This is a genomic window from Dubosiella muris, from assembly GCF_004793885.1.
GTDB lineage: Bacteria > Bacillota_I > Bacilli_A > Erysipelotrichales > Erysipelotrichaceae > Dubosiella > Dubosiella muris.
Map to the genome: position 1 here is coordinate 1 of NZ_SRYG01000001.1, position 13,781 is coordinate 13,781.

Annotated in this window: 13 protein-coding genes and 1 pseudogene; 6 read left to right on the forward strand and 8 right to left on the reverse strand. The window is 52.5% G+C overall.

What is annotated here, in order from left to right; all coding sequences use genetic code 11:
- Window positions 1-167 precede the first annotated feature (167 nt).
- From E5336_RS00005 to E5336_RS00020, 4 genes are all read right to left on the reverse strand, one after another.
- Window positions 168-1,091, reverse strand: a complete 924-nt coding sequence (locus E5336_RS00005; RefSeq protein WP_135979039.1) for a patatin-like phospholipase family protein — start codon at window positions 1,089-1,091, stop codon at window positions 168-170.
- Between the two features lie 114 nt (window positions 1,092-1,205).
- Window positions 1,206-1,979: a hypothetical protein gene (locus E5336_RS00010; RefSeq protein WP_135979040.1), complete on the reverse strand. Its 774-nt coding sequence runs from the start codon at window positions 1,977-1,979 to the stop codon at window positions 1,206-1,208.
- Window positions 1,976-3,148, reverse strand: a complete 1,173-nt coding sequence (locus E5336_RS00015) for an anti-sigma factor family protein (protein ID WP_135979041.1) — start codon at window positions 3,146-3,148, stop codon at window positions 1,976-1,978. Before E5336_RS00015 ends, E5336_RS00010 begins: the two co-directional genes overlap by 4 nt.
- A complete protein-coding gene (locus tag E5336_RS00020) occupies window positions 3,126-3,605 on the reverse strand; it encodes an RNA polymerase sigma factor (RefSeq protein ID WP_135979042.1) in 480 nt (159 codons plus the stop codon). The genes E5336_RS00015 and E5336_RS00020 overlap by 23 nt, the downstream gene beginning before the upstream one ends.
- Before the next feature lie 321 nt (window positions 3,606-3,926).
- Between E5336_RS00020 and E5336_RS12505 the strand changes: the two are divergent.
- Together E5336_RS12505 and E5336_RS00025 are read left to right on the forward strand one after the other, a co-directional pair.
- Window positions 3,927-4,097, forward strand: a pseudogene (locus E5336_RS12505) (CBS domain-containing protein); the annotation flags it as partial.
- Window positions 4,098-4,415 (forward strand): CBS domain-containing protein, encoded by a 318-nt coding sequence (locus E5336_RS00025; RefSeq protein ID WP_277820719.1) that lies wholly within the window; start codon window positions 4,098-4,100, stop codon window positions 4,413-4,415. It begins immediately after the preceding pseudogene.
- Window positions 4,416-4,491: 76 nt separating this feature from the next.
- On the opposite strand, the gene E5336_RS00030 is transcribed toward E5336_RS00025, so the two are convergent.
- Window positions 4,492-5,982: an alpha-amylase gene (locus E5336_RS00030; RefSeq protein WP_135979044.1), complete on the reverse strand. Its 1,491-nt coding sequence runs from the start codon at window positions 5,980-5,982 to the stop codon at window positions 4,492-4,494.
- 228 nt (window positions 5,983-6,210) lie between these two features.
- Between E5336_RS00030 and E5336_RS00035 the strand changes: the two genes are divergently transcribed.
- Complete coding sequence (locus E5336_RS00035) at window positions 6,211-7,380, forward strand: hemolysin family protein (RefSeq protein ID WP_135979045.1); 1,170 nt, start codon at window positions 6,211-6,213, stop codon at window positions 7,378-7,380.
- A complete protein-coding gene (locus E5336_RS00040) occupies window positions 7,355-7,924 on the forward strand; it encodes a xanthine phosphoribosyltransferase (protein WP_135979046.1) in 570 nt (189 codons plus the stop codon). The genes E5336_RS00035 and E5336_RS00040 overlap by 26 nt, the downstream gene beginning before the upstream one ends.
- Before the next feature lie 34 nt (window positions 7,925-7,958).
- On the opposite strand, the gene E5336_RS00045 is transcribed toward E5336_RS00040, so the two are convergent.
- Complete coding sequence (locus E5336_RS00045; RefSeq protein ID WP_135979047.1) at window positions 7,959-8,906, reverse strand: alpha/beta hydrolase; 948 nt, start codon at window positions 8,904-8,906, stop codon at window positions 7,959-7,961.
- Window positions 8,903-10,108: a nickel pincer cofactor biosynthesis protein LarC gene (larC, locus tag E5336_RS00050; RefSeq protein ID WP_135979048.1), complete on the reverse strand. Its 1,206-nt coding sequence runs from the start codon at window positions 10,106-10,108 to the stop codon at window positions 8,903-8,905. The genes E5336_RS00045 and larC overlap by 4 nt, the downstream gene beginning before the upstream one ends.
- A gap of 152 nt (window positions 10,109-10,260) precedes the next feature.
- On the opposite strand from larC, the gene E5336_RS00055 reads away from it, so the two are divergent.
- Entirely contained in the window at window positions 10,261-12,015 is a 1,755-nt protein-coding gene (locus E5336_RS00055; protein WP_135979049.1) for a DUF885 family protein, read from the forward strand.
- A gap of 3 nt (window positions 12,016-12,018) precedes the next feature.
- The gene (locus tag E5336_RS12310; protein WP_168353476.1) at window positions 12,019-12,171 is read left to right on the forward strand and encodes a hypothetical protein; all 153 of its coding nucleotides are present in this window, start codon (window positions 12,019-12,021) and stop codon (window positions 12,169-12,171) included.
- 51 nt (window positions 12,172-12,222) lie between these two features.
- Here E5336_RS12310 and malQ read toward each other — a convergent pair whose 3' ends face one another.
- Window positions 12,223-13,746, reverse strand: coding sequence for a 4-alpha-glucanotransferase (malQ, locus tag E5336_RS00060; RefSeq protein ID WP_135979050.1), 1,524 nt, complete (start codon window positions 13,744-13,746; stop codon window positions 12,223-12,225).
- Window positions 13,747-13,781: the final 35 nt, after the last annotated feature.

Sequence of the window (13,781 nt, forward strand, 5' to 3'; positions counted from 1 at the left end):
CTGGGCATAGAGATTCCAGAGGAGTATAGGAATCAGGCACTTCAAATGTCTTGATGGAAGAGATACAAATTAACACTGTTTTTCAAAATAGGGTTTTTATGCGCTTTTTTTTACAAAAATTAAAGAATAAGTTACATAAAAAAAAAGAAGCTGAATCGCTTCAGCTTCTAGTCGATTTCCAAATACTGCTTCAGCGCCGGAATGATTTTCCGGCCATCGTGATAGCCTAAATAATACAACCGTCCCAGCTTCTCCATGTCTTTTTCCAGCCGGGAAACCGGAATGTATTCGCTTGGCGCGATCGCGAACAGGTTTTTCCGACGATGCTGACGCGCGATCTCGTCACATTGCTCGTTGTACAAATCGTTGGATTTCGCGAACACGTCGCAAAACTGCGGATGGTTGCGAAACACGGTATTGAACGCTTTCTTTTCCTTTTCGCTCATCGGCGGCTTGCGATAGTCGTCCGGCTGGGTCTTGACAACCACGATTTTCTTAAACCCCTGATCCAGCGCCCATTGAAAGGCGATCTTATCCGCGCAACCGCCATCCAGGTAGTACTGCCCGTCGATTTCCACTGCCCGGGAGAAAATCGGCATCGACGCGGACGCCTGGATCGCCTTCAAAATGTTGTCGACCTTTCCCTTTTCCATATATTCCGCTTTTCCCGTCGCGATATTGGTCACGACCGCGATAAAGCGGCGACGCGGATCCATGAACCGCTCCATATCAAACGGATTGTCTTCCAAATCCTGCTGCAACGCGAAATCAAAACCAACCACGCCCCCGTTGTGTATGAGCGCCTGCCGGCCCACGTACCGGGAATCGTGACGATACTCCAAATTGATTCGGGCCGACCGTCCAATTTGTCCCGACACATAATTCATGCCATTCAATGCGCCTGCCGACGTTCCAATCGTCGTCTGCATATTGATGCCCGCTTCCATCAAAGCGTCCAAAACGCCTTCGCCATACACGCCGCGAAAAGCGCCGCCCTCCAATACGATGCAGCCCTCAATCACTGTATCGTCCGCCCGGCCTTTTGGTAAATAAACAAGACCGGAAAACACTTTTTCATTGTTTACTGCCATTTGCGGTACCTCTCATATTCAAACTCCATTATAGTGTGTTTTTTCCGCTTGACCTGGCTTGACGCACAAGCAAGCTTCCCCATGGTACCACACCACCCTATGGCTGGCAAATTTTTAAGGTAGCTCGTCAAACAGTCCGATCAGCGCCGCTCTTTCGGCCGTCGACAAAAAGGATCCGGTCTTGGTGATGGTGGACTCCTGGGAAATCGGCCACGCCTGATCCATATCCTCAAACGTCCGGGCCACGACATGCTTCATCCGCTGAAGCGCACCCTGCGCGTCCACCGCGATCTCATATTCATCCCGCTCTATTTTGATGGCCACAAGATCGTCGCCTTCCCGATTCAGCGCTTCCTCCTCCGCTCGCGCCCGATCCGCCAAGCGCGCCCGAATCACGGTTCCATCCTGCTCAAACGTGTAATCCGGATTGACGCCACGCATGCTTCCATCCTGCACATCCAAAAGCGGTTCAAGCGCCGATACCGCCATCCCGGCCTTTTGGGTGTTTTCTTCCACCCCAAACGACTCCATCAAAAAATCATCTTCCGTACGCGTGCCCCGGATTGTCAAACATGTGTTTTCCTGTTGCCGGAAAAGGGTAAATCCCGCGTCCTCCTCCGGCAAATCCTTGTGCGCGTACTCTATGTACTCGTAAGTGGCGCCGCCTTCTTCCCACATCATTTCCCGCTGCCAGTTTCCCGTATCCATTTGCGCGTCCAGAGAAGCCGTTTCCATCCGGTACGCGCTTTCTTTCGCGTCCTTCGCCTGCCGATACGCCGTTTCCAGCGTATGCACAACGCTCTCCTTTGCGACCGGCTGACTCATCGGGGCGCACCCCGCCATACCGGCCAGCAGCGCCACCATCAAACCCGCTTTCCATCGTTTCATTGGATTCCACCTCCTTGCACATCGAATCCGTTTGCTTTCACCTCAACGAGCACCGAATACGTATCCGGGTCCAGTTCCAGTTTTCGCGTGCCAAAATCATGCCATTCGCCTTCCTTTTTCGCCCGCACGCCAATCGTCACCGGACCATCCTCCAGCGGCACTTTCGACTGTCCTGCCGACGTGGTTCCAAATCGTTTCCGCAGTTCATCTCCGTTCCACAAACGAAGTTCCACCATTTCGATGGCTGGATCGTCCCACGCATACGCAATCGTCCGGTTCGCCTGCCCGCTTTGCAGCGCCTGCTGCAAGACGAGTGGATGGTCGTACGCCTCCTTGAGCTTGTCCCCTTCCAAAAAATCCGAACAACGATAGGAAACGCGGTCGTTCCAGCGCACGGTATGCGCCACCTGGACCAAGGCAAGCAGCCGCTGCGACGCCGCTTTCATCGCGGTCGCGTCGACGTCTTCCGGCGTTTCGATGGACACCGTTCCGGCCTCGAACGCCACATCGAAGTCCTGGATCGCGCCATCGAACGCCACGATCTGGCGGATCTTTTCCAAATCGTCGCCACCCGGGGTTCGCAAGTCGTAAAGCCGGCTCGTCGACTGCTCGATTTTTTCCCCGTTTTCCCAGGCGACGCGCCCGTTGACGACAACCGTTTCGACAGGCGCGCTTGGCGAATACTGCGAGTGAAACGTCGAAGACGCGTCGGTTCGCTTCGGAACCGTGCGAATCGTGGCAACCAACGTCGATCCGTCCTGCTTCCACTGGACGCCTTTGACGGTTTCCGATTCGTTCAACATCGACCCGTCGATGACGACGCACGGTTCGCTCACATACAGAAAATACCGAAGCGACCGGGTCGGCGCCATCTTGCCGATTCCGTAAGTCCAAAAGCCAAAACTTCCAAAAACCAGCACGATAGCCAGCAGCGCCGCGCCCGCGACTTTCCACCGGCCGCGCCGCCGGATCTTCTTCAAATAGTCGATTTCATGCGCGTGTTCGGGCGGGCTGTCCATTTCGTGCGCCATGCGCGCATACGTTTGGGCGCACGACGGGCACGCGTTCAAATGCGCCTGGACGAGCGCGTCCGTTTCCGGGTGGTTCAAATGCTCGATATAACCCGGCAGCAAGTCGAGCACCACCTCATGCGGTAAATTCGTTTTCATTGTTTTCCATCTCCTTTCGCAGCTTTTCCTTGGCTCGATAAAAATTGATTCGCGCCCAAGTCTCGTTTTTTTCAAGCACGTCGCCGATTTGCGCGAAGCTCAAATTGCCATACATCCGCAAATACACGATATCCCGCTGCGGGGCCGGCAACGTCTGCATCGCCCGGAGCAATTCGACTTTTCCGCGCTCGTTTTCGCTCGAGGCGGCCAGCCAACGGTCGTCAAGTTCCTCCATGGCCGGATGCTTGCGACGGTAGGCACGAAGCTGGTTTTTCGCGATCGCGCAAAGCCACGTCGATAAACGGCATGTCCCGTCGTACTGCTTTAAAGAGCGAAACGCCTGGTAAAACGTTTCCTGGCAAAGCTCCTCCGCGACAAATTCGTCATGGCATTGAGAAAGAAGATAGCGGTAAACGAGTCGGGCGTGCTCCTGATACACTTGTTCAAAATTTTCCATGCTTTTCTCCTTTCATCTATTCATGCGCAAAAGAATGGATTTGTTACAGGGGGAAGAGAAAAAAATTATTGCGCTCCTTGGATTGTATTATATATTTTGTTACAATATAAGAACAAAGCGGAAAGATCCGGTGGAATCGACCGGTCTTTCGGCATAAATGGTTCATTGTTCAAAAAAAACAAAGATCTTTTTTGTTTTAGGATATAATGAAACCAGATACAAAAGAAGGGGACTTTTGTCTGGCACCCTAATTTCCCATTTTCTTTTGAAACCGGTTCGATGATTGTATTTTAGAATCGGAATAGAGAGTAATAGGAGTTCATGGAACAAAACATTTTCTTTTTTTTAAAAAACAAAAAAAACACCCATTATTTATATGGGAACCTGAGTTTCGGTGAAGGCCTCCGCATTTTTAGGGAAAGCGGATTCACCGCGACTCCGGTCATCGACTATCAAGGCCACTATTTAGGATCTGTAACCGAAGGGGATTTCTTGTACTACATCACAGATCACCCGCACATCACGCACGAGCAAATTTCCACGGTGGAAATCAGCGAGCTCGTCCGCGATGGATTCATGCCTGCCGTGCCGTTCAACATCTCAATGAGTGAGTTGTTCAATCGTTCGCTTGAGCAAAACTACGTGCCAGTCGTTGACGACCGCAACATTTTTATCGGGATCGTGACCCGAAAGACGATCATCTCGTACTTGATGACGCATCATTCGGCCGACCTTTCCCCCTACCAAAATGCCTTGCAGAAAAAAGATGCCGGTCCGCAGAAACTGAATCCTATATTTACACTTCGTTGATGAAAGCCTGACAGCCAAAAGCCCGTTTGACGCGGGCTTTTTTACGTGCGCGCAAAAAAAGACGCCCGGAGGCATCTTAAATCCGTTTCGTTTTTCGTCCGCGCTTTGGCACGGCTTTTTCCAGTTCCTTTTTCATCCGCGTGTAGTCCTTTTCCAAAATGTACACCGACGCGCAGCCCGGGCGGCACGTGACGCGAATCGTTCCCTGCGCGTCAAACGTTTCGACGTGCGAAGGCTCCATCACATCCACCATCCGGTATCCCGCGTAGTTTGGCTCGGTGAACACTTTTTCCTTCCAGTCCGCGATTGTGTAAATCACGACAACCGGATGGGGACCATACGCCATCCAGCACGCCTTCTGCCGGTCCTCGTCAAACAAATCCAACATGTTGTCGCTCAGCAGATGGCTGCGGATCCAAACCATTTCCCGCAAATTGTGCACCGGCTCCCGTCCCGAGGAAGGCAAGCCGTAATAATCGCCATAAAAAACGCACGGACATTCGCATCTATACAACAGGATCGACGCGTACGCCGCCGTTTTGAACCAGTCCAGCACCCAGCTTTCCAGCGACTGTCCCGGTTGCGTGTCGTGGTTGTCGACAAACGCGCACGCGTGATGTGGATCGGTGCGCGAGAGGGTGTTCAAAAACAAATGCCGGATATCGTACGTTCCGTTCGACATCGAAGCGCGCTGCAACTCGTAATGAAGCGGCACGTCCATGAGGCGCATGCAGTAGTCGCAATCCTTTAAATATTGTTTAAGCTCCCAAAGGTCGCCCGTCCAAAACTCCCCAACCGCGAAGTCCGGATGGTTGCCGGTTCGATGCATTTCCTCCAGCCAGCATTTAAAAAAGGAAGAGTCGATGTTTTTGACCGCGTCCAGCCGGAATCCGTTGATGCCCGTGAGTTGGGTGTACCAGCGGCCCCACGTGTACAATTCCGAAAGAACGTCCGGATTCGTGAAATCGACATCGCAGCCCATAATAAAATCGTAATTGCCGTTTTCATGGCTGACGCGGTCGTTCCACCGCTTGTTCTCAAACAGCAAAATATCGTTTTGACCCGTCGCGGCGTTGTAGTCGGTGCCCGTGAAATGGCGCCATGTCCATTGAAACGAGGAATATGTGTTGTTTCTTTCCGCGAACGTGAAGCCCGTCCACGTTTTGACAGGATGCGTGCCTTCCTGCACTTCGTTGCGATCGTAGCGAATCACGGTGCTGGCGATCGCGTCCTCAAGCGTGTCGCCGCCCATTTTATGATTGAGCACCACGTCCGCGATGACGTCGATTTGCTTGTGCTGGAGCGCGCCAATCGCGCGCAAGTACTGCGCCTTCGTTCCGTATTTTGTACTCCGGCTGCCTTTTTGGTTGAATTCGCCTAAATCGTACAAATCGTACGCGCCGTATCCAACGTCGAAGACTCCGCCCGCCCCTTTGGTGGCTGGCGGCATCCACACCATATTAAAGCCGGTCCGGGCCAGGGAGGAAGCTTCGTTTGTCAGTTTTTTATACAAAGTGCGATCGGCCGGCAAATCCCACTCAAAGTACTGGATCATCGTTTTTTTCATATGCTTAACTCTACCACACCTGCCAGTCAAAAAGCGAAAGACATGCGCCGCCTTTCGTAAACGGTTTCATTTTTGGCGGCTGCGACGCACCCGGCCTGGCGCCACATTGAAAACGTCTTTTAAATTGTGTATGATTGTACTGTTCAAGAAAAGAAAGGAAGCAAACAAATTTATGAAATCAGACGATAGTTGGCCCAAGCCCAAAACCCATCCGGAAGGAGCAGCCTTATGGAGCCGTTGACCTTGAGCATCCTGTGCGTGGCTCTTTACGGATTTTTCACTTTCGGGCAAACCGCTATTGCCGACGACCCGGACCAGGTCTTTAAGCAAACAAGCAAGACGATTCTTTGGCTGAAACTGCTCGCGCTGTGCGCCGGCTTGTTTTTCTGCCTTCGCTCCCGCGTCGTCAATCCTTATATAGAGCTGGCGCTCTATTTATATATCGTATTTATTTTTGGCGAGCTGCTGCCGTGCCGCTGGGCTTCCACACACGAAGCGCTTTGCGAACGGTCGCTCCCGCTCTTTCGTTCCATCGCCCGCGTGTTCGCCTTATTCACTTTCCTGATTCCCATAGATCCAAAACCGGTGAAGGAAAAAATTTCCGAAGAGGACATTCGGGAAATGATCAACGCGGCCAGCGAAAGCGAAAACATCGACGAGCCACAAAAAGACATTATCGAAAACGTGTTCGAGCTGGACGATACCTCGATCGAGGAAATTTGCACGCATCGCTCGCAAGTCGTCTCGCTCTCGCTGGATGAAAACGACCAGACCTGGAAGCGGATCATTCACGACAACCGGCACACGTTTTATCCTGTGACGGGGAAGGACGACGACGACATCGTCGGAATTCTGGATACCCGCGACTATTTCCGGCTCGAGGACACATGTCAAGCCAACGTCCTCAAGCACGCTGTCGACCAGCCGCTTTTTGTCAGCGAAAACGTCAAAGTCGACCATCTTTTTTTCGAGATGAAAAACCACCGGACATATTTTGCGGTGGTGCTCGACGAGTATGGCGGAATGACCGGCATCGTCACGCTCCACGACATCATTGAAACGATTTTGGGCGAGATGCACGAAGTCGACGACGAAATCGAACCGGAGGAAATCGACCCCATCAACGAAAACCAGTGGCGGATCTATGGTCTGGCCGATTTGGACGAAGTGCAAAAAAAGCTAGGCGTCCCGCTGCCGGTCGAAGAATACGACACGTTTAGCGGCTACGTTTTGGGCAGCTACGGCCACATTCCGCAAGATGGCACCAAATTCGACATTGTACTTGGACCGCTTGACATCCATGTGAAGGAAATCAAAAACCATCGAATCGGGCAAACCATTGTCACCAAACTGGAAAAAGGAGTCTTATTGGATGAATCCACTGAAAAAGAAAATTGAGCAGTGCGGCGTCCTGCTGGGCGGCGACGTGCTCAAAGTCGATTCGTTTCTCAATCATCAGCTTGACATTCCGCTCATTGAAACGATTGGCGAATGTTTGGCGAATCATTTTAAAAACGCCGGCATCACCAAAGTCGTGACGATTGAAACGGGCGGGATCGCGCCGGCTTACGCCACGGCGAGAAGACTGGGTGTTCCTGTTATCTTTTTGAAAAAAAGCGAGCCACGGACGATGCGGCAGCCGCTTTGCGTTCAGGTGTTTTCTTTTACTAAGCAGAAATCATACAACGTTTGCATGGAAAGTGGCTTGATCGAGCCAGACGAACGCGTTTTGTTTATTGACGACTTTTTAGCCAACGGCGAAGCGTTCAAAGGCGCGGAGTCGCTGATCCATCAAGCCGGTGCGCACATCGCTGGCGTCGGCATTTGCATCGAGAAACGCTTTCAAGCCGGCCATCAATACGTTGTCGGGCGCGGCTACGACTTCTGCGCCGTCGCATCCATCGCGGCCATTGAAAACGGGACGATCCACTGGGCACAATGAGTGCCCTTTTTTTGTAAAAAAAGCGCCTAGCGAACTAGACGTTTTCCATCATTTCCTTGAGCCGCCGCGCGCGCCGTAAGACGATTTCCCTGGTTTTGTCTTGCGAATACAACACGTCGAAGCCATGAAACAATCCTTTGTTCAAATACGTGCGCACAGGCACGCCCGCCTCAAACAAGCGGCGGCCGTATTCTAAATCCTCGTCACGCAAGCAATCGAATTGCTGCGCCTCGATGTACGTCGAAGGCAAGCCGGAAAAATCCGTTTCCCTCATCGGGGACACGTATTGCGGATAGCCAAAATCGCCGTTTTGCGTGTAGTTTTCCCACATCGCCCGATTGGCGCGGGCGTTCCACAACGGCGTGTCGGTATACTCCTGCATCGACACGCTCGTCATCTCGCGATCGAGCACAGGATAAATCAGCATTTGGGCCTGCAGCGGCATGCCATGATCACGCGCCCAAAGACTGAGCGCGGCCGCAAGGCAGCCACCCGCGCTGTCGCCCGCCACGCCGACTGGCTTTCCGGTCGTTTCATAGACGGCTTTCAAAACCTGGATCGCGTCGGCGAGCGGCGCGGGATACGCCTCCGGACGATAGTGGACGAATACAATCGTGCACCCGCTCGCGTTGGCGTAGTCGGCCATCATTTCATGGTAGTGGGGCCCGGCTTCGTAGACGAACGCGCCGCCATGGAAATACAGCACGACGGGCGCCTCCTCGTTGGTGGCGCTGTAAATCGTCACGGGAACGCCATTCAACGTTTCCTCGCTCACGAACGCGTCCACGTCTTTTCTTGGCAACCGGCTAAGCAATTCGTTGGCCGCTTTGACGACGGGTTTCTCCAGCGCCCAAGGCGGTGTCGTGACCATCGACAGCGGCCGGTACGCGGATGGCACGTCGAACTTTTTTCGTCGTTCCTGATAGTAGTAGGCGCCGAGCACGGAAACCGCGCCCAGCAAAAACAGCAGTTTCTTTTTCATTTCAACCTCTTTTTCACTTCAAATAAAGAAATTCCCATTTCCTTGGCGAATTTCGCCAAATCCTCGTACTCGTATTTCTCTTTCAAAATCCCGTAGCCGGACGCGCCCTTTTTTCGAATGGTTCCAAAACGGGTTTCCTCTTGTTCGATGTGGCGTTTGAGCACGTAGCGCGAACACCGGCTTTCCCGAATGCCAAGCGTGGTCGTGTGCCGGAAGATGGCGCGGACCATCGCCTCTTTTTCCGCAGTCGCGCAAATCACGCTCAACAACACGCCGGGACGGGATTTTTTCATGGTTAGCGGAATCAAAAACACGTCGCGGGCCCCGCTTTCAAACAGGCGGTCCATCGCGAAGCCAAGCTCTTCGCCGCTCATGTCGTCAATGTTGCAGCGCAGCTCGTACACTTCGTCACTCGCCTCCTCGTCCTCGGCCCAAAAGACGCGAAGACAGTTGGCTCGTTCAAACGTTTTCGTTCCCATGCCATAGCCGATTTTGCGCGTGCGCAGCACAGGCATTTCGCAAAACCGGTCGACGAAATGCTTGAGGAGCGCGGCGCCGGTCGGCGTGCAAAGCTCGGTCTGGATCGTACCGGCATACGCCGGAATGCCTTCGAGCAAGTAGGCGGTCGCCGGCGCGGGGACGGGCAAAATCCCGTGGGCGCAGCGCACCGTTCCACTTCCCGTGCAAACCGGAGAGCATACAATTTGATCGAAGGCGAGATGTTCGAGAAGCATGCACACGTACACGATGTCGGCGATGGCGTCCAGCGTGCCGACTTCGTGAAAATGAATGTTCGTAATCGGCATGTCGTGGGCTTTCGCTTCCGCTTGCGCGATCAGCCGGTACACGGCGACCGCGTTTTCCTTGACCGTTTCCGAAACGTTGAGCTTGTGGATGATGCGGTGGACATCGCTTAACGTGTGGTGGGAATGCGCGTGCTCGTGTCCATGCCCGGCATGCGGGTGGTCGTGGTCATGCGCATGCTCGTGTTCGCCTTCCTCGTGGCCGTGAACGTGGACTTGGGCGTGCAAGCCCTGGATCCCGCATTGCTGGACGGGATGGATATGGACGTGAACGCCTTCCAGACCGATGGCGTTCATTCGCGCCAGCATCGTTTCCTTCTCTTCGACCAAATCGAACAAGGCGGCGGTCAGCATGTCGCCGGCGGCGCCCATGCCGCATTCGATGAATAAAGTTTTCATAATGAAATCAACCTCTTCTTTTCTTCCAAAATCTTTGCGTTCATTATACCATTTACCGGCGATTGTGCACATCATCAAGACCCGTTTCGGAAAATTGCACTTTCCCGTTCCTTTTCGTTATAATATGGTCAAGAAATGAAAAGGATGAAAACATGATGAAAAGAAAAATTGCTCTTTTGCTGGCGCTCGCGCTTGGTTTAAGCGCCTGTTCGGCCGCTCCGTCCCAGCCCGACGAGCCACCGGCTAGCGCCTCGAAAAACGAATCGTTTACCGAATACTTGAACGACTATGTCGTCAAAGTCGCCGAAAACGACTACACGACGCTGCATCACTATTTTGAACACCCGGAAAAATACGGGATCGACATGAAAGATGTCACAATCACGCTTGGTTCCATCGAGCCGGATGAAAAGACGCTCGCCCTTGAGGACGAGCTGGACAAACAGCTCGACACGTTTGACCGGTCCAGTCTGGATTCCCGGCAGCAGCGCATTTACGATCAGCTGCAATACGAGTTTGAGCAAAGCGACAAGGAGGAAGAAGAAAAATTCCGCTATTTGGGCAACGTGTGGAGCACGATGAACGGATTGCCGCAGTCGCTGATTTCCTTCTTTAGCGAATACGAGCTGCGCGAGGAGGCGGATATCGCCCCGCTGATCACCTTGATTCAAGATGTGCCGCGATACACGAAAGACGCTTTGGATTATTCGCGAAAGCAGGCGGAGCGCGACACGCTCATGCTCGATTACGACGAAACGATCCAGACGTGTCAAAACACCCTGGACACCCAGGCCGACAGCGCGGTGCGGGCGGAACTGATGGTGGAAGTCGAACAGCTCGGGCTGGACAAGGATGCGACGGACAAATACAAGCAGCAAATCAACATGGCGCTGGACGAGGCGTTTTTCCCCTCGTACCAGACGATGATCGACGGTTTGAACGCTTTGAAGCCGGATATCCAGCCGCTGGCCGGCCTTTCCTCTTTGGAAAACGGTAAGGAATACTACGAGCTGCTCGTCCAGGAGGCGACGGGCACCGACGACAGCGTTCCGGAAATCAAGAAAAACATCGAGGAGGAGCTGAGTGGAATCAGCGCGCAAATGTCGCTTTTGATTGACGAGGATATGAACAACTTGATTGACTTTATGTCTTTGCATACCGATTTTTCCAGCGTGGACGACATTTTGATTTATTTGAACAGCCATTACTCGAAGCAGTTCCCGCAGCTGGAGGCGATGGAATACGACTTGCAGCCACTGGCGGACGATCAGTCGCAGGAAGGCATCGTGGCGTACTTTATGCTGCCGGCGGTCGATTCCACCAGCAAGTACCGCATTCGTTACAACCGCCGCGATTATGGCGACGATCCGACCGCGATCTCGCTTTATCAAACGCTGGCGCACGAGGGCATTCCCGGCCATATGTACCAGGCGCAATACAATAAACAAAACTTTGTGTACACGATTGAATACTTTTTGTCGAATCCGGGCTTTAGCGAAGGCTACGCGACGTACGTTGAAAACCAGGCGCTCAAGTTCCTTGATCTCGACCCGGATCTTGTCGATATGTACGTGTACAACGACTTAATGTCGAACTACTACGTTTTGCTTATGGACATCGCCGTTCATTATGAAAACATGGATCTGGACACGTTCAAATCCGAATTCGACATGTTCGACGCGGCGGCGCTGGAAGACATTTACGCCCAGCTGGCGGACAATCCGGGTGTGTTCATGTCGTACTACTATGGTTTTTACAAAATCAACCAGCTTCGCCAGGACGCGAAGGAACAGCTGAAAGACCGCTTTGACGAAGTCGACTTCAACAACGCGCTGCTTAGCGCGGGAAGCGTCAATTTTGACTTGATCAAACAAAATATCGACCAGTATATTCAGGAACAAAAATAAAATATGTCACAGGATTTTTTCTCAAACGTCTTGCGTCGCCAGCTTGGATGGATGGACCTGCGCCGTCTAATCGGGCAGACTTTAACCGACGGCAATGAAAAGAAAGCGGATGGCGAGTCCGCTTTGGAGCCAGACGATTCCGACGTAGAAGACTAGCAAAAGAAAAAGCGCCGGTTTCCGCATTTTACGGATGCTGGCGCTTTTTATTTACGCTTCGGTTTTTTCTGTTTTTTCTTCCAGACGTTCAAGCGGATAGCGTTTAAACAACTTGGTTAAATGAAGAAGCTCGTCTTGCACTTCTTCGTTCAGCTGGCCTGGCAGCAGGCGCCATGCCCAGTTGCCCCCCAGCTTGCTTGGCACGTTCATGCGGGCGTCGCTGTCCAGTCCAAGCAAATCCTGCGCGGTGACGATCGCGTAATCGGATGGCGATTTCAGCAATTCGCGAATCATCGTCCAATGATAGTTTTTCGGATCGTCGGCCTGAAGGTAGTCGATGGCCAGCGCCACGTCGTCCTTGTCGGCGTTTTTAAACCATCCCTGGATCGTGTCGTTGTCGTGTGTTCCCGTGTACGCGACCGAGTTGGCCGGGTAGTTGAACGGATAGTAGTCCATCGCCGCCGCGTCGCGGGAATCGAAGGCGAATTGAAGAATCTTCATGCCCGGATACGCCGTGTCGGCCAGCAGCTGTTTCACGGATGGCGTCAGGAAGCCAAGGTCTTCGGCGATGATGCGCTGTTTTCCCATTTTTTCTTCCAGCGTTTTGAACAAGCTGATTCCCGGGCCTTCCAGCCATTTTCCGTTTTTCGCCGTCTTGTCCCCGTACGGAATCGCGTAGTAGGAATCGAATCCGCGGAAATGGTCGATGCGAAGCACGTCGTACATATTCAACAAGTACGCGATGCGGCGAATCCACCAGTCGTATCCGGTCTTTTTATGATAGTCCCAGTTGTACAATGGATTTCCCCAGAGCTGTCCGTCGGCCGAAAAGCCGTCTGGCGGGCAGCCGGCAACGCGTTCCGGATTCAAATCCGCATCCAAGGCGAACAGTTCCGGATGCGACCAGACGTCCACCGAATCCCGCGCGACGTAAATTGGCAAGTCGCCAATGATTTCCACGCCGTTTTCGTTGGCGTATTTTTTCATCGCGTTCCATTGCTTGCGGAAGAAAAATTGCAGCGCTTTGTAGAAATCCACGTCTTCCTTGAACGTTTCGCGCCATTCCTCGGCTTTTTTCGGATCGTAGAACTTGTATTCCTCGTCCCATTCATACCAGGGCTTTCCGTCAAAATGTTTTTTGAGGGCCATAAACAAAGCGTAGTCTTCGACCCAGTCCTTGTTTTCCTCTAAAAATTCAGCGTATTTTGGATCCGGATTTTCCAGAAAGCGGTTCGTCGCCTGCCGCAGCACATTGAAGCGGTTATTATAAAGAATTCCAAAATCCACTTCGTCTTTTTTATTCTCCCAGTCGATCCAGTTGTACTCTTCAGGAATCAACAGCCCGTCTTGCGCGAGCATGTCGAAGTCGATAAAGTACGGATTGCCCGCGAATGTCGAATACGACGCGTATGGCGAATCGCCAAAGCTTGTCGGATGAATTGGCAGGATCTGCCAGTACGATTGTCCGCTTTCCTTGAGGAAGTCTACAAATTCGTACGCTTCCTTGCCCATCGTTCCGACGCCATATGGACTAGGAAGGCTTGTGATGTGTAACAATACTCCACTTTTTCTCATAAGATTCATATCTCTCTTTCACTTGGCTTTATTAT

Bases quoted from the DNA above. Each gene is read 5' to 3' on its own strand.
- malQ (WP_135979050.1), bottom strand. From the start codon at position 13,746: ATGAGAAAAAGTGGAGTATTGTTACACATCACAAGCCTTCCTAGTCCA.
- E5336_RS00045 (WP_135979047.1), bottom strand. From the start codon at position 8,906: ATGAAAAAGAAACTGCTGTTTTTGCTGGGCGCGGTTTCCGTGCTCGGC.
- E5336_RS00040 (WP_135979046.1), top strand. From the start codon at position 7,355: ATGAATCCACTGAAAAAGAAAATTGAGCAGTGCGGCGTCCTGCTGGGC.
- E5336_RS00005 (WP_135979039.1), bottom strand. From the start codon at position 1,091: ATGGCAGTAAACAATGAAAAAGTGTTTTCCGGTCTTGTTTATTTACCA.
- E5336_RS00015 (WP_135979041.1), bottom strand. From the start codon at position 3,148: ATGAAAACGAATTTACCGCATGAGGTGGTGCTCGACTTGCTGCCGGGT.
- larC (WP_135979048.1), bottom strand. From the start codon at position 10,108: ATGAAAACTTTATTCATCGAATGCGGCATGGGCGCCGCCGGCGACATG.
- E5336_RS00020 (WP_135979042.1), bottom strand. From the start codon at position 3,605: ATGGAAAATTTTGAACAAGTGTATCAGGAGCACGCCCGACTCGTTTAC.
- E5336_RS12310 (WP_168353476.1), top strand. From the start codon at position 12,019: ATGTCACAGGATTTTTTCTCAAACGTCTTGCGTCGCCAGCTTGGATGG.
- E5336_RS00035 (WP_135979045.1), top strand. From the start codon at position 6,211: ATGGAGCCGTTGACCTTGAGCATCCTGTGCGTGGCTCTTTACGGATTT.
- E5336_RS00010 (WP_135979040.1), bottom strand. From the start codon at position 1,979: ATGAAACGATGGAAAGCGGGTTTGATGGTGGCGCTGCTGGCCGGTATG.
- E5336_RS00055 (WP_135979049.1), top strand. From the start codon at position 10,261: ATGATGAAAAGAAAAATTGCTCTTTTGCTGGCGCTCGCGCTTGGTTTA.
- E5336_RS00030 (WP_135979044.1), bottom strand. From the start codon at position 5,982: ATGAAAAAAACGATGATCCAGTACTTTGAGTGGGATTTGCCGGCCGAT.